This window comes from Nonomuraea sp. NPDC049684, assembly GCF_044465345.1.
GTDB lineage: Bacteria > Actinomycetota > Actinomycetes > Streptosporangiales > Streptosporangiaceae > Nonomuraea.
Genome location: NZ_JBITLO010000003.1, coordinates 552,368 through 571,118, shown reverse-complemented (window position 1 = coordinate 571,118; position 18,751 = coordinate 552,368). Strand labels below are relative to the sequence as shown.

Annotated in this window: 17 protein-coding genes; 8 read left to right on the top strand and 9 right to left on the bottom strand. The window is 72.8% G+C overall.

The window, feature by feature from the left end; translation table 11 throughout:
* Positions 1–6: 6 nt before the first annotated feature.
* The gene (locus tag ACIBST_RS12945; RefSeq protein WP_397171380.1) at positions 7–915 is read right to left on the bottom strand and encodes a chorismate mutase; all 909 of its coding nucleotides are present in this window, start codon (positions 913–915) and stop codon (positions 7–9) included.
* Between the two features lie 286 nt (positions 916–1,201).
* Here ACIBST_RS12945 and ACIBST_RS12940 point away from each other — a divergent pair, with 286 nt between their 5' ends.
* Genes ACIBST_RS12940 through ACIBST_RS12915 form a run of 6 tightly spaced genes read left to right on the top strand, consistent with a single transcriptional unit; the run spans position 1,202 to position 8,053 of the window.
* Positions 1,202–3,040 (top strand): protein kinase, encoded by a 1,839-nt coding sequence (locus ACIBST_RS12940; RefSeq protein ID WP_397171378.1) that lies wholly within the window; start codon positions 1,202–1,204, stop codon positions 3,038–3,040.
* 10 nt (positions 3,041–3,050) lie between these two features.
* Positions 3,051–4,895 (top strand): serine/threonine-protein kinase, encoded by a 1,845-nt coding sequence (locus ACIBST_RS12935; RefSeq protein ID WP_397171376.1) that lies wholly within the window; start codon positions 3,051–3,053, stop codon positions 4,893–4,895.
* Positions 4,892–5,755 (top strand): AraC family ligand binding domain-containing protein, encoded by an 864-nt coding sequence (locus ACIBST_RS12930; protein WP_397171375.1) that lies wholly within the window; start codon positions 4,892–4,894, stop codon positions 5,753–5,755. Before ACIBST_RS12935 ends, ACIBST_RS12930 begins: the two co-directional genes overlap by 4 nt.
* Positions 5,756–5,765: 10 nt before the next feature.
* Complete coding sequence (locus tag ACIBST_RS12925) at positions 5,766–6,428, top strand: AzlC family ABC transporter permease (RefSeq protein ID WP_357968077.1); 663 nt, start codon at positions 5,766–5,768, stop codon at positions 6,426–6,428.
* Positions 6,425–6,736 carry an AzlD domain-containing protein gene (locus ACIBST_RS12920; protein WP_397171373.1) on the top strand — a complete coding sequence of 104 codons (312 nt, stop codon included), beginning with the start codon at positions 6,425–6,427 and terminating at the stop codon, positions 6,734–6,736. Before ACIBST_RS12925 ends, ACIBST_RS12920 begins: the two co-directional genes overlap by 4 nt.
* 9 nt (positions 6,737–6,745) lie before the next feature.
* A complete protein-coding gene (locus tag ACIBST_RS12915; RefSeq protein ID WP_397171371.1) occupies positions 6,746–8,053 on the top strand; it encodes a protein kinase in 1,308 nt (435 codons plus the stop codon).
* An 8-nt stretch (positions 8,054–8,061) separates the two neighbouring features.
* Here the strand turns inward: ACIBST_RS12915 and ACIBST_RS12910 are convergent, their stop codons facing one another.
* The 3 genes from ACIBST_RS12910 to ACIBST_RS12900 are packed head-to-tail and all read right to left on the bottom strand — an operon-like array spanning position 8,062 to position 9,957.
* Positions 8,062–8,991, bottom strand: coding sequence for an RluA family pseudouridine synthase (locus ACIBST_RS12910; protein ID WP_397171369.1), 930 nt, complete (start codon positions 8,989–8,991; stop codon positions 8,062–8,064).
* Positions 8,984–9,604: a signal peptidase II gene (gene lspA / locus ACIBST_RS12905; RefSeq protein ID WP_397171368.1), complete on the bottom strand. Its 621-nt coding sequence runs from the start codon at positions 9,602–9,604 to the stop codon at positions 8,984–8,986. The genes ACIBST_RS12910 and lspA overlap by 8 nt, the downstream gene beginning before the upstream one ends.
* Positions 9,568–9,957, bottom strand: coding sequence for a TraR/DksA C4-type zinc finger protein (locus tag ACIBST_RS12900; protein ID WP_357705396.1), 390 nt, complete (start codon positions 9,955–9,957; stop codon positions 9,568–9,570). The genes lspA and ACIBST_RS12900 overlap by 37 nt, the downstream gene beginning before the upstream one ends.
* Before the next feature lie 451 nt (positions 9,958–10,408).
* Here ACIBST_RS12900 and ileS point away from each other — a divergent pair, with 451 nt between their 5' ends.
* The gene (gene ileS / locus ACIBST_RS12895; protein WP_397171367.1) at positions 10,409–13,549 is read left to right on the top strand and encodes an isoleucine--tRNA ligase; all 3,141 of its coding nucleotides are present in this window, start codon (positions 10,409–10,411) and stop codon (positions 13,547–13,549) included.
* A 262-nt stretch (positions 13,550–13,811) separates the two neighbouring features.
* Positions 13,812–14,141, top strand: coding sequence for a hypothetical protein (locus ACIBST_RS12890; RefSeq protein WP_397171365.1), 330 nt, complete (start codon positions 13,812–13,814; stop codon positions 14,139–14,141).
* 75 nt (positions 14,142–14,216) lie between these two features.
* Here ACIBST_RS12890 and ACIBST_RS12885 read toward each other — a convergent pair whose 3' ends face one another.
* From ACIBST_RS12885 to ACIBST_RS12865, 5 genes are all read right to left on the bottom strand, one after another.
* Positions 14,217–15,965 (bottom strand): hypothetical protein, encoded by a 1,749-nt coding sequence (locus tag ACIBST_RS12885; RefSeq protein WP_397171364.1) that lies wholly within the window; start codon positions 15,963–15,965, stop codon positions 14,217–14,219.
* A gap of 41 nt (positions 15,966–16,006) precedes the next feature.
* Positions 16,007–16,882, bottom strand: coding sequence for a DivIVA domain-containing protein (locus ACIBST_RS12880; protein ID WP_352325076.1), 876 nt, complete (start codon positions 16,880–16,882; stop codon positions 16,007–16,009).
* 107 nt (positions 16,883–16,989) lie between these two features.
* Positions 16,990–17,283, bottom strand: a complete 294-nt coding sequence (locus ACIBST_RS12875) for a YggT family protein (protein WP_125630468.1) — start codon at positions 17,281–17,283, stop codon at positions 16,990–16,992.
* Between the two features lie 80 nt (positions 17,284–17,363).
* Entirely contained in the window at positions 17,364–17,864 is a 501-nt protein-coding gene (locus ACIBST_RS12870; RefSeq protein ID WP_125630470.1) for a cell division protein SepF, read from the bottom strand.
* A 138-nt stretch (positions 17,865–18,002) separates the two neighbouring features.
* Positions 18,003–18,695, bottom strand: coding sequence for a YggS family pyridoxal phosphate-dependent enzyme (locus ACIBST_RS12865; protein WP_397171362.1), 693 nt, complete (start codon positions 18,693–18,695; stop codon positions 18,003–18,005).
* Positions 18,696–18,751 lie beyond the last annotated feature (56 nt).

Below are 18,751 nucleotides of genomic sequence, written 5' to 3'. Positions count from 1 at the left end.
GAGGGATCAGCGGCGGGCGCGTTCCTCTGCCAGGTGGAGGCCCGCTTCGATGACGGCGTTCATGACGGCCGCCAGCCGCTCCTCGCCCAGTTGGGGGGCCCGCGTCGCCATCCGGGCCACCAGCGCACGCTCCCGCGCCAGGTCCCGTCCGGCGAACCCGCCCACCGGCTTGAGCCGCTGCACGACGCCCGCCAGGGCGGCGCGCCGCTCCAGGAGGGTCGCCAGCGCCGCGTCGACCCGGTCGATCGCCTCCCGGCACTCGGCCAGCGTCTCCGGCGACTCGGGCCGCAGCAACGCGCCGACCAGCGTCACGGCCTCCTCGGCCGCCCGCACGTCCGCAGCCTCCTCCCCGCGCCCGGACGCGCCCGAGCCACCGGAGCCGCCAGAGGTGCCCGAGCCGCCGGGCCCGGCGATCACGAGGCCGTCGGCGCCCGCCGCCACGGCCGCCGCCGCCAGCCCCGGGTCGCGCGAGACGTCGGCCAGCACCGGACGCCCCGACGCGGCCCGCGCCGCCCGCAGCACCCCGAGGTCGAGCCGGCCCCCCTCGCACAGGACCACCTGGTCGTTCCCCTCGGCCGCGCAGTAGCCGGCCAGGCCCACCCACTCCTCCACCGACGCCGACGGCCGCCGCTCGACCACCACCGGCAGCCCGAGCCCGGCCGCGGCCCGCACCAGCGGGATGTCGCGCGTCCACGTGGCCCCCACCACCACGGCGTCGGCCAGCGCCGCGATCGCCGGCAGGTCGGCCGCCGAGTACGGCTCCACCAGCGTGGCCCGCTCCCCCAGCGCCTCACGCGCGTCGACCTGCCCCCGATGCGGGCGCAGGCTCACCCGCCCGCCGATCACCACGGCCGGGCCGTGACCCACGCGCAGCCCGCCGATCGTCACCATGTGCCGCTCCAAGGTCGATGTCATCTCGACTCCCCACTCGGGCCGGCCCAGCGAAGCCGGCAGGAAAAACCAAAAGGCAGAGACGGGGCGTCTCTGCCTTGTGCCGACTCCAGGTGGTCGCTAGCTGACGACCGGCCCTCCCGGAGCCGGCTCGGTAAAGATGTAGCGACAAGTCATGTCTGAAACCTTACACCCGCCTCCACCTGCTGGACGTTCCTTCTCATATGGCGGACTGACCTTCCGGCGAGTCGCCGATGATCCCTCGCTATGGGAGTATTTCTTGGCCGAGAGGGAGGGTTTGAGGCCGTTGATGTCGGATCGCAAGCAGGACGGACGCCGCATCGCCGGCCGGTACGAGCTGCTGGAGCCCATCGGCAAGGGCGGCATGGGCATCGTCTGGCGCGCCCACGACGAGCTCCTCGACCGCACCGTCGCCATCAAGGAAGTCCGTTACGCCGCTGCCCTGGGCGACGAGGTGCAGCTGCTCAACCGGCGCACGATGCGCGAGGCGCGGGCCGCGGCCAGGTTCGAGCACCCCAACGTGATCGTCGTCCACGACGTGATCGAGGAGGACGGCCGGCCCTGGATCGTCATGCAGCTGGTCCAGTCGCGCTCCCTGGGGGCGGTGATCAAGCAGGAGGGGCCGCTGCCGCCCGAGCGGGTGGCCGAGATCGGCGTCGCCGTGCTCGACGCGCTGCACCGGGCGCACGAGGCCGGGGTGCTCCACCGCGACGTCAAGCCCGAGAACGTGCTGCTGGCCGACGACGGCAGGGTGGTGCTGACCGACTTCGGCATCGCCACGCTGGAGACCGAGACGCAGCTCACCGTGACGGGCCTGGCGGGCACCCCCGCCTTCATCGCGCCCGAGCGGCTCAAGGGGCTGCCCGCGCGCCGCGAGTCCGACCTGTGGTCGCTGGGCGCGACGCTCTACACGGCCGTGGAGGGCCGCTCGCCGCACGAGCGCGGCATGGCGCTGGCCACGATGCACGCCGTCCTGACCGACGAGCCCGACCCCGCGCCGCACGCCGGGCCGCTGGCCGGGGTGATCAGCGGGCTGCTGGTCAAGGAGCCGGTGCAGCGCCTGACGTACGAGGAGGCCGCGCGGATGCTGCGCGAGGCCGCCACCGCGTCGAGCCCGGCGGAGACCAGGCGCTTCCCCAGCCGGAAGCTGCGCGCCGCCGTCCCGGCCCCGGACCCCGTCGAGGACGAGGACGACACCCCCACCGACCCCGACCTGGCCGTCCCCCCGCCCCGGTCCGCGCCCCGGTCCTCGTCCCGGCCCGCGCCCCGGACCGCTCCGAGGCCCGCGCCCACGCCGAGGGGCAGGGCCGCCGGCACGCCGCCGCCCGTCGAGACCGGCCGGCGGATCCCACCCTCGACCAGGGACTCCGCGCTCCCCGACGAGCCCACCGGCGAGCCCACGGTGGGCAGCCGCCAGGAGGGCCGCAAGTTCGGGCCGATCGCGCTGGCCGCCGCGGCGGTCGTGCTGGTCGCCGGGGTCGGCGGCTATCTCGGCCTGAGATCGGCCCCCGAGGACCACTCGTCCAGGCCGCCGCAGGCCAGGCAGTCGGCCAAGGCCCACACCTCGCCGTCCGGGCCCGCCTCGGGCTCCGAGTCGAAGCCGCCGGCCACGAGCACGCCGTCGGCTTCGCCGTCCTCCTCGCCCTCGGCCACGCCGGACAAGACGGAGGAGTCCGACCCGCTGCCCAGCGGCTGGAAGATGTACAAGGACAAGGAGCTCGGCTTCTCCATCGGGCTCCCCAAGGGCTGGAACGTCTGGGACCGCGGCGGCCGTCAGGTCAAGTTCAAGGGCCCCGGCGCGGCCTCGAACGCGTACCTGATGATCGAGGAGGCGGCCAAGCCCGGCAAGGACCCGTACAAGGACTGGAAGAAGCAGGAGCCGTCGCTCAAGCACAACTTCGGCGGCTACAAGAAGATCGGCATCAAGAAGGTCGACTACATGAAGGCCGCCGCCGACTGGGACTTCACCTGGAACACCAACACGGGCAAGACCCGGGTGCGCGACCGCGGCTTCATCACCGAGAACGGGAAGGCGTACGCCATCTACTGGCACACCCTCAACAGCCACTGGAAGAAGGACTACCACTTCTTCGAGGGGTTCAGCGCGACCTTCAAACCCGCCAAGTAGGCTTCCCCGCGTGGAAAGGCAGGTCAGCAACCGGTATCGCCTCATCGAGCCCCTCGGGGAGGGCGGCATGGGGGTGGTCTGGCGTGCCTACGACGAGCTGCTCGACCGTACGGTGGCGATCAAGGAGGTCCGCTACACGGGCGTGGGCGACGCCAAGCGGGCCGACCTCAACCGCCGGACCATCAGGGAGGCCAGGGCGGCCGGCCGCCTCGACCACCCGTCGGTGATCGTCATCCACGACGTCGTCGAGGAGGACGGCCGGCCGTGGATCGTCATGCAGCTCGTCCGGTCCCGTTCGCTGGCCGAGGTGATCGGCGAGCGCGGGCCGCTGCCGGCGGCGCTGGTGGCGATGGTCGGCGGCCGGGTGCTCGACGCGCTGCGGGCCGCCCACGCCACCGGGGTGCTCCACCGTGACGTGAAACCCGAGAACGTGCTGCTGGCCGACGACGGCAGGGTGGTGCTGACCGACTTCGGCATCGCCGCGCTGGAGGCCGAGTCGGGGCTGACGGCGACCGGCGGGCTGGTGGGCACGCCGGCGTACATGCCGCCGGAGCGGCTCAACGGCGAGGCCGCCCGTCCGGAGTCCGACCTGTGGTCGCTGGGGGCCACCCTCTACGCGGCGGTGGAGGGGCGGCCGCCGTTCAAGCGCGACTCGTGGGCGGCCACGGTGGCGGCCGTGCTGCGCGACGAGCCCGAGCCGCCCGTGCGGGCGGGGGCGTTGCAGCCGGTCGTCATGGGGCTGCTGCGCCGCGACCCGGCGGCCAGGATGCCGGCCGGCGAGGCGGCGCGCCTGCTCCACCAGGTGGCCACCGGGCAGCCGCTGCTGGCCGACCAGACCCCCATGTGGTCGACGCCCTTCCCGGCCCCGGGCCCCGCCGCCCCCGGCCCGTACCCCCCAGGCCCGTACCCCCAAGACCAGGCCCCGCACGGCCCGCACGCCACACCCAGTGGCCCCCACCCCACACCCAGCGGCCCGCACCCGCACCCAATGCCGAGCGGTCCCCATCCAACCCCCAGCGGCCCCTACCCGCCGCCGCAGGGATCGCAGCCCGTCACCGGCGACGCGCGGCCGCCGCACCGGACGGTCCCGGGAGAGCCGCGGCGGCGCGCCCGGACGATGTGGATCGCGGTGCCCGCCACGGCGGCCGTCCTGGCGCTCCTGGGCGGCGGCGGCGTGCTGCTCTACGACCAGTTGTCAGGGTCCGCCACGCCCACCCCGACGGCCGGCGCCCAGCCGCCCGCCACCGGCGAAGCCACCGCCTCGACACCGCCGTCGACACCGCCGTCGACACCGCCGTCGACATCGCCGCCGAAGTCCCCGACGCCCGAGCCGAGCCCCCAGCCGACCGAGGAGCCCACCGAGGAGCCCACCGGCGAGCCCACCGCGACGGCCCCGGCGGTGCCCGCCGGCTGGCGACCCCTCACCAGCGCCGCCGGCCGCTTCTCCATGGCCATCCCCAAGACCTGGACGGCCGCCAAGAACCCGACCAGGGACAGCATCCGCCTGTCCGGCCCCGGCACCCCCGGCGCGATGATCGTCGAGTGGACCGTCCCCGACATCCCGTGGAAGGACCCGCAACAGCACTGGATCGGCCTGGAGAAGGAGATCAAGGCCAAGGGCGAGTTCGACCAGTACACCCGGATCGGCATCACCCCCACCGAATACCTCGGCCTGCGCGCCTCCGACTGGGAGTTCACCCACATGCGCAAGGGGCAGCTCATCCACGTGATCAACCGCGGCTTCCACACCGCGGCCGGCCGCCCGTACGCCCTGTACTGGGAGACCCTCGACTCCCGCTGGGCCGCCGACCGGCACTGGTTCGACGCCTTCGTCAAGACCTTCCGTCCGGAATGACGCCGGAGCACGACGGCGCGCGCGAACGGGCCCGGTTCTGGCGGCATCCGGCGGTCCCCGGGACCGACCTGCTCAAGGCCCGCTACGTCACCCACCGCTTCTCCCGGCACGTCCACGACGGGTACGCCATCGGGCTGATCGTGGCGGGCGTGGAGGAGTTCGAGTACCGCGGAACCCTGCATCGGGCGGGCGCGGGCGAGCTGGTGCTGGTCAACGCGGACTCGGTGCACACCGGTCAGGCGGGCACGCCGGGCGGGTGGGCGTACCGGATGCTGTATCCGTCGGTCGAGGCGCTGGCCGGGATCGCGGCCGAGCTCGACGCGCCGGCGGGCACCCCGTACTTCCCCGAGCAGGTGGTGCGCGACCCGGAGCTGGCGGTGCTGCTCGGGCGGGCGCACCGGGCGGCCGAGCGCGGCGACGCGCTGGCCGCCTCCACGCTGTCGCGCACGCTGTTCGCCCGGCTGCTGAGCAGGCACGCCGCGCCCAGGCCGGACGCGAGCCCGCCGGGCGCGGGCCGGCAGGCGGTGCGCGAGGCGATGGCGCTGCTGCACGAGAGCCTGCTCGACCCGCCGACGCTGGAGACGCTGGCCGCGGCGGTGGGGGTGCGGCCGTTCCCGCTGCTGCGCGCGTTCAAGGCCGTGACGGGCCTGCCGCCGCACGCCTACCTCACCTCGCTGCGGGTGCGGCAGGCCCGCCGGCTGCTCCTTGAGGGGGTACGCCCGGCGCAGGTGGCGGCGGACGTGGGCTTCACCGACCAGGCCCACCTGAACCGGCACTTCAAACGTGTCGTGGGCGTGCCGCCCGCCGCCTACCAAAAGGCCGCAGGAACGTACAAGACCGGATATTTGCCCAGTTCATAAGCTGTTTCCCATGGAACAGACAACTCGCCGTTCCGCCGCGGTGCGTGACGGCCTCGGTGTGGGACTGGCCGTGGGGTTGTCCGGTCTCGCGTTCGGCGCGGCGGCGATCACCGCCGGGCTCAGCGTGCCGCAGGCGTGCGTGCTGAGCCTGCTGGCCTTCACCGGCGCCTCGCAGTTCGCGCTGGCCGGGGCGATCGGCGCCGGCGGCGACCTGACGGCCGCGGCCGCGGGCGCCCTGCTGCTCGGCGGCCGCAACACCCTTTACGGCCTGCGCCTGGCCGACCTGCTGAACGTCCGCGGCCCGCGCCGCCTGCTGGCCGCCCACGGCGTGATCGACGAGACCACGGCCGTCACGCTGGCCCAGCCGGACGAGCCCTCGGCCCGCACCGGCTTCCTGACCACCTTCGCCAGCCTGTACGTCGCCTGGAACCTCACCACCCTGGCCGGCGCGGTCGGCACGTCCTTCCTGGGCGACCCGCGGGTGCTCGGGCTGGACGCCGTGGGCCCGGCCACGTTCCTGGCCATCCTGTGGCCCCGGCTGGCGGCCAGCGGGCGGCTGCGGGTGCTGGCGGTGGCCGGGGCGGCGGTCGCGCTGGCGGCCAGCCCGTTCTTCCCGCCGGGCGTGCCGGTGCTGCTGTCGGCCGTCGCGGTGCTGGTGGTGATGGTGCGATGACGGTCTGGTGGGCCATCGTCGCGGTCAGCCTCGGCTGCTACGCGCTCAAGCTGGCCGGGCTGGCCGCGCCGCGCCGGGTGCTGGACCATCCGGCGGTGCGCAGGTTCGCCGAGCTGGTGCCCGTGGCGCTGCTGTCGGCTCTGATCGCGGTGCAGATGTTCACCGAGGAGGGCAGGCCCGCGTTCGACCCGGCGCGTACGGCGGGGCTGGTGGCGGCCGTGGTCGCCCTGGTGCTGCGGGCGCCGTTCCTCGTCGTCCTGGCGGCGGCGGCCGTCGTCACCGCGCTTGCCCGGATGTTTCTTGGGTAGTCGCCGTGCATGTCCGATTCTGCGGGGATGGTCGGTGGCCGCTACCGGCTGCTCAGGACGATCGGCCAGGGCGGTATGGGAACCGTGTGGCAGGCGCACGACGAGGTGCTCGGCCGTGACGTGGCCGTCAAGGAGGTGCTGCCGCCACCGGACCTGAGCGGCCCTGAGCGCGAGGTGTTCGCCGTGCGCACGTTCCGCGAGGCGCGGGCGGCCGGCCGGGTGGCGCATCCGGGGGTGGCGGCGGTCTACGACGTGCTGGAGGAGGGCGGGCATCCGTGGATCGTCATGCAGCTCGTGCACTCCCGCACCCTGGGCGAGACCATCCGCGCCGACGGCCCGCTGCCGCCGGCCAAGGTCGCCGCCATCGGGCTGCAGCTGCTGGAGGCGCTGCGCGCCGCGCACGCGGCGGGCGTGCTCCATCGTGACGTCAAGCCCGACAACGTGCTGCTGACCGAGGACGGCCGGGCGGTGCTGACCGACTTCGGCATCGCCACCACCGAGGACGAGGCCCCCGTCACCAGGACCGGCATCCTCATCGGCACCCCCGCCTTCATGGCCCCTGAACGGGCGGCCGGCGGCCAGGCCAGGCCCGCCTCCGACCTGTGGTCGCTGGGCGTGACGCTGTACATGGCGGTGGAGGGCCACTCCCCCTTCCACCGGGACAACGCCCTGGCCACGCTCGGCGCGGTCATGCACGCCGAGCCGGAGCCGCTGGCCCGCGCGGGCGTGCTCGCCCCCGTCCTGCTCGGGCTGCTGCGCAAGAACCCCGCGCAGCGCATGTCGCTGGAGGAGGCCGAGCAGCGGCTGAGGCTGGTCCTGACCGGCGGGCCGCTGGAGCAGACCGGCCCGGTGCCGGTGCCCCCGATGGCCGTACGCCGCCCGCGCAGGACGCCGATCCTGGCCATCGCGGCGGGCGCGCTGCTCGTGGGCCTGGTCACCGGCGGCGCGGCCTGGTGGACGAAGCAGTCGGACCAGCCGGTGCAGGGCCGCGCCCCGACGATCCCGGCGGTCGTCACCCCGCCCGGCAGCGACGCCCCGACGGACGCCCCGACGGACGCGCCGAAGACCGCCGTCACCGACTCCGAGCCGCCCCCCGCGACCTCGCAACCCGCGCGTCCCTCGCAGTCCGCCGCCCCCCGGCGCAGCGCCCCCTCGCCCACCAGCGGCGAACGGACCAGCACCCCCGCGAAGTCCCCGGCGAAGAAGCCGACGCCGACCAGATCGGCGGCCGAGCGGGACGAGCAGGACGACAAGAAGGACGACGCCCCCTCCAGAACCCCCGGCCAGATCGACCCCTCGCAGGACGGCGAGGAGTAGCGCCCGGCTCAGGCGTCGGCGGCGACGGCGTCGAGCGCCTTCTGCAGGTCCTCGGGGTAGTCGGTGCTGAAGGACATCCACTCGCCGGTGGCCGGGTGCTCGAAGCCGAGCGAGACCGCGTGCAGCCACTGCCGGGTGACGCCCAGCCGGGCCGCGAGCGTGGGGTCGGCGCCGTAGAGCATGTCGCCGACGCAGGGGTGGCGCAGGGCCGACATGTGCACCCGGATCTGGTGCGTACGGCCGGTCTCCAGCTTGATGTCGAGCAGCGAGGCCGCCCGGAACGCCTCGATCGTGTCGTAGTGGGTGACCGACGGCTTGCCGCCCGCCACCACGGCGAACTTGCCCTCGCCCGAGGGGTGGCGGTCGATGGGCGCGTCGACGGTGCCCCGGAACGGGTCGGGGTGGCCCTGGACCAGCGCGTGGTAGCGCTTGTCGACCGTGCGCTCCTTGAAGGCCCGCTTCAGCACCGAGTACGCGTGCTCGCTCTTGGCCACGACCATCGCGCCCGTGGTGTTGGCGTCGAGCCGGTGGACGATGCCCTGCCGCTCGGCCGCGCCGCTGGTGGCGATCGTGTGCCCGGCGCCGAGCAGGCCGCCGATCACGGTCGGGCCGGTCCAGCCGACGGTGGGATGGGCGGCCACCCCGATCGGCTTGTTGACCACGATGATGTCGTCGTCCTCGTAGACGATCGTCATGCCCGGCACCGGCTCGGCCACCGGCATCGGCGTGCTGACCGGGGGCGGCAGCGTCACCTCCAGCCAGGCGCCGGCGTGCACGCGGTCGGACTTGGCCGGCTGCCCGCCGTCGACCTGCACCTCGCCGGCGGCGATCAGCTCGGCCGCGCGGGTGCGCGAGAAGCCGAACAGCCGCGAGATCGCCGCGTCGACCCGCTCGCCCTCCAGCCCGTCGGGGACGGGCAGGCTCCGCCGCTCAGCCATCCTGGGGCTCCTTCCCGGTCTCCGCAGTGCTTCCCGTGGTGGTGTCGGTCTCCCTGGTGCCGTCGATCTGCACGTTGCGCCAGGCCAGCAGCACCGCCAGGATGCCGCCGCAGACGATCGCCGAGTCGGCGACGTTGAACACCGGGAAGTAGTCGATCACCGGGAAGTGACCGGGCAGCACCTCGATGAAGTCCACGACGTGCCCCTGGAGCTGCGTGGACCGGCCGAACCCCGACGGGTAGCGCAGCAGCCTGTCGGTCAGGTTGCCGAGCGCCCCGCCGAGGAGCAGCCCGAGAGTGATCGCCCACGGCAGGCTGTGGAGCTTGCGCGCGGTGCGCACGATCGCCACCACCACGCCCGCCGCGATGAACGTGAACACGAACGTCATCCCCGTGCCGATGCTGAACGCCGCGCCCGAGTTGAAGATCACCCGGAACTGCAGGACGTCCTGGAGGACGACGAGCGGCGCCTTGCCTTCGAGCGCTCGCAGCACGATCGTCTTGCTGATCAGGTCAGCCGCGTAGACGACGACCGCCAGCGAGGTGAGGATCGCGAGGAGACGTCCGCGCGGCCTGCCTAGCGGCGTTCCTCCTTCTGCTTGCAGGCCACGCACAGCGTCGCCCTCGGGAACGCCTGAAGACGTTCCTTGCCGATCGGCTTGTGGCACGATTCGCACACTCCATAGGTCCCTGCGTCGATCCTGGCGATCGCACGTTCGTTCTGCGCGACCAGATCGCGCGCATTCAGGGTAAGGGCGATCTCGCGTTCGCGCTCGTACGTCTTGGCGCCGGCGTCCGCCTGGTCGTCGCCCGCGCCCTGGGTGACGTCACCAGAGGCTATCTCCGACTCGTGGCGGAGGATGTCGGCCTCGAGCTCGTCGATCTCGGTCCGCAGCCTGCCGCGTACCTCGGCCAGCTCCTCTTCCGACCACATCGACGGTGTAGCGGTCTGCGTGACTGCCGCCATGGCTGCCTCCATGCTGATCAAGGCCGTGAATGGTGCGGGCAGCTTAGGATCCTCATAACGGAACGGCAAACGACCCGCCGGATGGTTTACCTCACCCGTACTATCCCGCCTCGCCCGTTCAACTCCTCCCCGGGGACGTCCATTCCCACAAATTTCCTCCTTGCGTACCAACGGCGCCGGCAGCGGGAGGAAACCTGGAAGTCTTCGGCTCCACTCTGCGTTATGGTTTGAGACTGCAAGGCGTTGATGGGGCCCCACCGCGAGCGATGCTGTGAGGGATATCACCCCGGAGCCGCCGGAAGAACGGCTCGGCAGAGCTCACTAGACCCGGCAGCAAGCGAATGAAGAGGGCCTCCCCGGAGGCCAAGAAGGGTGGTACCGCGGAGCCGCGAGGCTTCGTCCCTTCGCGCACGCCACAACCGGCCGACGACGCGTGGAGGTCCCGCCCGACATGTCTTCCCCATCATTCCGCTCTCTTCCCGCGCAGGTCGACCTGCCCGCGCTCGAGCGCGAGGTCCTCGACCGCTGGCGGGACGGGAAGATCTTCGAGCGGTCCGTCGAGCAGAACGCCGGCAACCCCTCCTGGGTCTTCTACGAGGGCCCGCCCACCGCCAACGGCCTGCCCGGCGTGCACCACGTCGAGGCCCGGGTGTTCAAGGACCTGTTCCCGCGCTACAAGTCGATGCGCGGCTTCAGCGTCCCGCGCAAGGCCGGCTGGGACTGCCACGGCCTGCCCGTCGAGGTCGGCATCGAGCGTGAGCTGGGCCTGACCGGCAAGAAGGACATCGAGGACTACGGCATCGCCGAGTTCAACGCCAAGTGCCGCGAGTCGGTGCTGCGGCACGTCGACGCGTTCGAGCAGATGACCGAGCGCATGGGCTACTGGATCGACCTGTCCCAGGCGTACCGGACGATGGACCCGTCCTACATCGAGTCGGTCTGGTGGTCGCTGAAGGTCGTCTTCGACAAGGGGCTGCTGTTCCGCGACTTCCGCATCACGCCGTACTGCCCGCGCTGCGGCACCGGCCTGTCCGACCACGAGCTGGGCCAGCCGGGCGGCTACGAGAACGTCTCCAGCCCGTCGGTCTACGTGCGCATGCCCGTGACGTCCGGGCCGCTGGCAGAGCTGGGCGCGGCGCTGCTGATCTGGACCACCACCCCCTGGACGCTGGTGTCCAACACGGCCGTCGCCGTGCACCCCGACGTCACCTACGTCGCGGCCAGGACCGCCGACGGCGAGGTGCTGGTGGTGGCCGAGCCGCTGCTGTCCGTCCTCGGCGAGGACGTCACCGAGGTGGCCCGCTGCACCGGCCGCGAGCTGGAGCGCACCCGCTACAGCCGGCCCTTCGACCTGGTCGACATCCCCGGCGCCCACTACGTCGTGCTCGGCGACTATGTCACCGTCGAGGACGGCACCGGCCTGGTCCACCAGGCCCCCGCCTTCGGCGCCGACGACATGGCCGTCATCAAGCGGTACGACATGCCGATCGTCAACCCGATCGGCCCCGACGGCCGCTTCCTCGACGACGTGCCCATGGTCGGCGGCCGCTTCTTCAAGGACGCCGACGAGGAGCTCACCGAGGACCTGCGCCGGCGCGGACTGCTGTACCGGGGCACCCACTTCGAGCACGCCTACCCCCACTGCTGGCGCTGCCACACCGCGCTGCTGTACTACGCGCTCCCGTCCTGGTACATCCGCACCACCGCGGTCAAGGACCAGATGCTGTCGGAGAACGCCGGCACCAACTGGTTCCCCGAGACCATCAAGTGGGGCCGGTTCGGCGAGTGGCTGCGCAACAACGTCGACTGGTCGCTGTCGCGCTCGCGCTACTGGGGCACGCCGCTGCCGCTGTGGGTGTGCTCGGCGGACGAGAGCCACGTCACCTGCGTCGGCTCGCTGGCCGAGCTGGGCACGCTGGCCGGCCAGGACGTCTCCGCGCTCGACCCGCACCGCCCGTACGTCGACGACGTGAGCTTCGACTGCCCCTCCTGCGGCGCGCTCGCCACCCGCGTGCCCGACGTGATCGACGCCTGGTACGACTCGGGCTCGATGCCGTTCGCGCAGTGGGGCGAGCACGGCAAGCCGGAGGGCGTCTACCCCGCGCAGTTCATCTGCGAGGCCACCGACCAGACCCGCGGCTGGTTCTACTCGCTGATGGCGGTCGGCACGCTGGTCTTCGGCCAGTCCTCCTACGAGAACGTGCTCTGCCTCGGCCTCATCCTGGCCGAGGACGGCCGCAAGATGAGCAAGCACCTGGGCAACATCCTGGAGCCGATCCCGCTGATGGACCAGCACGGCGCCGACGCGCTGCGCTGGTTCATGGCCTGCTCCGGATCGCCGTGGGCGGCCCGCCGGGTGGGGCACAACGCCCTGGAGGAGATCGTCCGCAAGGTCCTGCTGACCCTGTGGAACACCTCCTCCTTCTTCACCCTGTACGCCAACGCCGAGTCCTGGAGCCCGTCCGAGCCGGCTCCGCCGGCCGCCGAGCGTCCGCTGCTGGACCGCTGGGTGCTGGCCGAGCTGCACCGGACGGTCGCCGAGGTCACCGCGTCCCTCGACGAGTACGACACCCAGCGCGCCGGCCGCCGCCTGGCCGACTTCCTCGACGACCTGTCCAACTGGTACGTCCGCCGCTCCCGCCGCCGCTTCTGGCAGGGTTCGCGCGAGGCGTTCGCCACCCTGTACGAGTGCCTGGAGACGGTCACCCGGCTGATGGCGCCGATCACGCCGTTCGTCACCGACTACCTCTGGGACGTGCTGCGCGCGCCCGGCGCGCCCTCCTCGGTCCACCTGACGAGCTGGCCGCAGGTGCGCGAGGACCTGCTCGATCCGGCGCTGTCGGACCAGATGGCCCTGGTCCGCCGGCTGGTCGAGCTGGGCCGCTCGGCGCGCGCCTCCTCCGGCGTGAAGACGCGGCAGCCGCTGCGCCGGGCGCTGGTGGGCGCGCACGGCTGGCCGTCGCTGCCCGCCGAGCTGCGGGGGCTGGTGGCGGACGAGCTGAACGTCCAGGCTCTTGAGGACATGTCCGGATTCGACGCCGATCTCGTGTCGTACACGGTGAAGCCGAACTTCCGGGCGCTCGGCAAGCGGTTCGGGTCGCGTACCAAGCTGGTGGCCGCCGCGGTGACCGCCGCCGACGCCACCCGCGTGGCCCGTACGCTGCGTGGCGGCACCCCCGTCATGATCGAGGCGGACGAGCTGGGCGAGATCATGCTCGGCCCCGACGAGGTGATCGTCACCGAGCAGCCGCGCGCGGGCTGGGCCGTGGAGACCGGCGCCATCGGCACCGGCACCGGCGAGACCGTCGCCCTCGACCTGGAGCTGTCCGACGAGCTGCGCCGCGCGGGCCTGCTGCGCGAGGTGATCCGGCTGGTCCAGGAGGCCCGCAAGTCCTCCGGCCTGTCGATCACCGACCGCATCGACCTGTGGTGGACGTCCTCCTCGCCCGACCTGGCCGCCGCGCTGCGCTCCGGCGGCGGCACGGTCGCCGAGGAGGTCCTGGCCGCGTCCCTCACCGAGGGCGGTCAGGAGGACCTTCCGGCCCACCACGACGAGGACCTGGGCCTGACGTTCCACCTCCGCCGCGCCTGACCCCGCCCGCCGCGGAGCCTTCGCTCCCGGACCGGCGAACGGCGTGCCGGACCTGATCCGGCCGGCGAACGCGCGGGGGCGCCACCGATGATCTCGGTGGCGCCCCCGACGCGCATGACCGCCTCCTCTCGCCCGCGATACGCCGCTTCGTCCGGACATGGTCGGACAATGGGCGCATGACGTGGACCGACACGCCATGGGGCCCTTGGGAGGCGGCGCCTCTGGAGGAGGTCGTCGCGCTGCTGCGCGGGTCGGCCGCGCCGTGATGGGTGGCGGCGGCCACGCGCTGGAACCGACCGCCGGACGCGCCTGCCGCGAGCACGACGACGTCGACATCGCTCCGCCGCCCCCTGACAGACCTGACAATCACGCGGGACGGCTTCCGGCGCCTCGCACCGGAAGTCCAGCTCCTCCACAGGTCCACGGCCCGCGCCCCAAGGACGAGATCGACTTCGAGACCGTCCTGCCGCTGCTGGACGAAGGCCGCCGCCGCTGGCCGGCCGCGGCCCTGCGTACCGAGCACGCCACCCACCCGTCGCTCACCCGCCTGCACCACGGCCTGCACGCCGCCGCCACCGAACGCCACCCCTGACGCCCGCCCTCCGCGGACCCGGACGAGCCCGAAAGCCCGCCGGCGAATGCGCGGCGGGCCGGGGGCGGTCGGGTGTTACTTGGCCGTCTCGCGGTCGTGCTGGCACACCGGGCAACTGGTCAGACCGGCGTCCTCGGCCTCGGGGACCGTCATGGTCTCCACGCCCGTCTCCCCCGCGCCCCTGATCAGCGGGCAGGTGGCGCTGTGGTAGCGGCGGGTGCCGGTGATGACCTTGACCGTCCTCGGGCGGGCGGCCGGACCGGACGCGGCGCCGGTCTCGCCCTTCGAGCCTTCGCCCGTCTTGCCGGGCTTGGCGCCGGACGTCTCGCCCTTCGCCGCGCTCTCCTTGCCGGTCGTGCCGGGCTTGGCGTCCTTGCTCTCGCCCTTCGCCGCCGGGGCGGCCGCCCCCGCCGGACGGGCGGAGGGGGCCGGCGCAGCCCCAGAGGGCCGCTCGGACGCCCCGGAAGCCCCACCGGAGGGTTCCGGCTGGACCGGCAGCCCGGAGGACGTCACACGAGGCTGCGGAGCCGTGTCGGGGTCGGACGCGTCGTCACCGTCATCGGCGGGCCGCTCGGGCTGCTCGGCGGGCCGTGCGGGCCGGTCGGCGGGCCGTGCTGGCCGGTCGGCGGGCCGTGCTGGCCGGTCGGCGGGCCGTGCTGGCTGGTCGGCGGGCGACGGCCGGGCTGCCGAGGACGGCTTGCCCGGCGCGCTCTCGCTCGACTTGCCGGAAACAGCCGCGTCATCGCCGCTCTGCCCCGAAGCCGCCGCATCCGCGCCGGCCTTGGCCGCAGCCGCGCCCTTGGACGACTTGGCCGCAGCCTCACCCTCACCAGCCCCGGCAGCCGACGAGCTCTTGGACGGGCTCTTGGAGGCGGGGCTCGCGGGGGCGGCCGACGGGCCCTTGGCGTCGTCCGGCGAAGCGGGACGCGCGGGCCGCTCGCGCTCCGACGGCGGCCGGAAGTAGGAAGTCTCGATCTCCCCCTGCTCGTCGTCGTCCGGACCGGTCCCGGAATCGGGCGCAGGATCAGGCACGGCGGCGGAGGGGGACTTGGCCGGGTCGCTCGCCTTCGCGGCGGCGGCCGGACGGCCGAACCACCCGGTGGCGCCCTCCTCGCGGGGGGCGGCGGGCTCCGGGGCGGGGGTGGAAGCCTTCGTGTCGGGCTTCGGCGGTACGACCGGCGGGCGCAGGTCCCGGGTCTCCGCGGAGGTCTCGGCCCGGCTCTCCGCCACGGCGGAGGGGGTGACACCGGGGCCGGGGGCGACGACGGGCTCGGGGTCGGCGGCAGGCGGCAACTGCCGTCCGCCGAGCGCGGCGTCCGGAAGGCACGTGGTGCAGGGCGTGAAGCCCTCCTCGCGTGCCTCCTCGTAGGTGAGCTCCTCGTGATCCCGTCCGGCCAGCTGGCGGCAGCCCGGCACGTGGTATCTCCTGCGGCCCGGGATCACCAGCACGATCGCGTCCGGCGAGATGCCGCTCGCCGCGGGGCGGTGAGGCGCGGAGGCCGGAACGGCGGTCCGCTGAAGCGTCTGCGGGTGCGGTTGCGGGTGGGGTTGCGGCCGCGGGTGCGGCTGGGGCCCGGCAGGACCGGTCTGGTTGTACGGCAGGCCGGGCGGCGGGAGCGGGGCCGGAGGGGTGGCCGGCGCAGCGGCCCGCCCACCACCGGGAAACAGCTCGTGACGCCGCAGCAACGCCCCGATCACCAGGAACAGCGCGGACAGCACGCTGACCACGATGGACCACATGATCAGGAACGGCTTAGCCAGTACGAAGCCCGCGATCAGCAGCACGACCGCCGCGAGCACCAAACCAGCACTGATAAGGATCACAGGGGGCTCTTTCGAGTGACAGGTCCTAGTGACCCGTTACTTTACCGGCGGTCGTTGTGCGGACCGTCGCCGCCGGGGAAGGCGCCCTGCGGAGCCTCGCCGCCGAACGGGTTGGGGCCACCGGGAAGAGGCTGCTGGCCACCCTGGGGAACCGCGTGCGACATGGCGGGAGCCTGACCCTGCGGACCGGACATGACCGGGAACCCGCCGCTGCCCTCCGCGGAGACGTTGAGCTCGGCGAGCTGGTTCTCCAGGTAGAGCTTGAGGCGGCTGCGGTACTCGCGCTCGAAGCTGCGCAGCTCCTCGACCTTGCGCTCGAGCTCGTCGCGGGTCTGCACCAGCGAGCCCATCGCCTGGCGGTGGCGCTCCTGCGCGTCGCGCTCAAGCGTCTCGGCGCGGGCGCGGGCGTCGCCGATGACCTGCTCGGCCTGGCGGCGGGCCTTGGTGAGGATCTCGTCGGCCTCGCGGCGGGCGCGGGTCACCGTCTCGTCCGCCTCCCGGCGGGCGTCGGCGATCGCCTGGTCGGCGGTCTGCTGGGCGAGGGCCAGCACGCGGGCCGCGGTGTCCATGTTGTCCTCGGCGGGAGGCATGCTCATGGCCACGGGCTGCGGCTCGGGGGCTCGCATCGGCTGCGGCTCGGGGGCCCGCATGGGCTCCGGCTGCGGCGGCGCCATCATCTCCGGCTTCGGCTGCTCCTGGACGGGCGCGGAGGCCATGGGCATGCCCATGCCGCCCGGCACCTTCCCACGCAGGCACTCGGCCAGTTTGGCGCGTAGCTCCTCGTTCTCTTGGATCAGGCGGTCGAGCTCAGCCTCCACCTCGTCGAGGAAGGCGTCGACCTCCTCCTCGTCGTAGCCCGGCCGCAGCCGGGTGGTACTGAACTGCTTGTTCCGCACATCAGCGGGCGTCAGCGGCATTTTTTGGTCTCCTTGGCGCGCTTGGAGTCTGTCCGGAGGGACGGTGAACCCGAATCACTTCAGCGCGGACACGAGTTGGATCACGACCGCCACCCCACCAGCCCGCCTCACCGGCCGCCCAGTGACCCAGCGATCTGGATCAAGATCAGAACGACGATGAACAGGACAGTGAAGCTTAGGTCAAAGGCCACCGTACCCAACCGGAGCGGGGGAATGAAACGGCGGAGGAACTTGAGAGGTGGGTCTGTCGCGGTGTACGTGGCCTCCGCCAGCACCAGCACGACCCCGGAGGGCCGCCACTGCCGGGCGAACGCCTGCACCGTCTCAAAGATCATCCTGCCGATGAGCAGTACCAAATACAGAGACAGGACTACGACCAAGATCCCACTCACGATCTCCACGGCCCGGCCGCGCCTCCACTTCTGGTGTGCCCTCCCGGCCGCGCGTGGACCCGGTTGGGTGCGATGGACATACAGAGACTCTAACTCTGGTTGAAGAACCCGCGTTCCGCGATTCGGGCCTTGTCCTCGGCGGTCACCTCGACATTGGCAGGGGACAACAGGAACACCTTGTTGGTAACACGTTCAATGCTTCCATGTAGGCCGAAGACCAGACCTGCCGCGAAATCCACGAGCCGCTTCGCGTCGCTGTCAACCATTTCGGTCAGATTCATGATGACCGGGGTGCCGTCGCGGAAGTGCTCTCCGATGGTTCGGGCCTCGTTGTAGGTCCGGGGATGGAGGGTCGTGATGCGCGCCAGGTCGGTCGTACGGCGCTCCAGGATCGTCGTGGCGGGCCTGGGCGCGGGGACCCCGGAGTCGGCCTCCTCGTCGCGGTCCTGGACCGCCACGGGCCGTTCCTCGCCGGTCCGCTGGACATCGTCGTCGTAGGCGTACTCGTCGGTGTAGGTCTCGTACCTCTCGTAGCGGTCGTCCTCCACGAGACCGAGGTAGACCGCCATCTTGCGCATCGCGCCGGCCATCGCTACGTCGTCCTCCTGCTCATGGTCGCACTGGCTCGGACCCGTCGCCGGGGCCGAGGCGGCAGCCGTACCCCCTTGGAGCTCACCGCGGATCGACCTCTACTTGATCATGGGCCTGAAGACCCACTTGAGGGGACATTACCTGACGAAGGGCCTGCGACGACCGAGCAACGCCGTACCGATCCGCACGTGTGTCGCACCGTACGCGACCGCCTCGTCGAGGTCCTGGCTCATGCCCGCGGAGACCATCGTGGCCCGCGGATGCTGCTCCTGGACGCGGTCGGCGACATCGCGCAGCACGGCGAAGGCGCGGGCGGGCTCCTCCCCCAAGGGAGCGACCGCCATGACGCCGCCCAGCCACACTCCGTCGGCCAGCGCCACCTCGTCGGCCAGCGCGAGCACGTCGGCGGGCCGGGCGCCGCCCCTGGAGGGGTCGTCGTCGAGCGCCACCTGGATCAGGCAGCCGACCTTGCGGCCCTGCCGCACGGCCTCCTTGCTGATCGCCTCCAGCAGCCGGAGGCGGTCGAGCGAGTGGATCACGTCGGCGTACCCGACGACGGACCGCACCTTGTTGGTCTGCAACTGGCCGACGAAGTGCCAGGTCAGCGGCAGGCCGGCCAGCTCGTGCGCCTTGGGCGCGGCCTCCTGGTCGCGGTTCTCGCCGACGTCGCGCACACCCAGCTCGCACAGGATGCGCACGTCGTCGGCCGGTCTGGTCTTGGTGACCGCGATCAGGGTGACCTCGCCGCGGTCGCGGCCCACCGCGTGGCAGGCCGCGCCGATGCGGGCCTCGATCTCGCCGAGACCGGCCGCGATCTCGTCCCTCCGCACGCCTGCCTCCCTCTCCGTGCCTCCATCGCCTCGCAGTTCGGCCTGTACGCCGTACG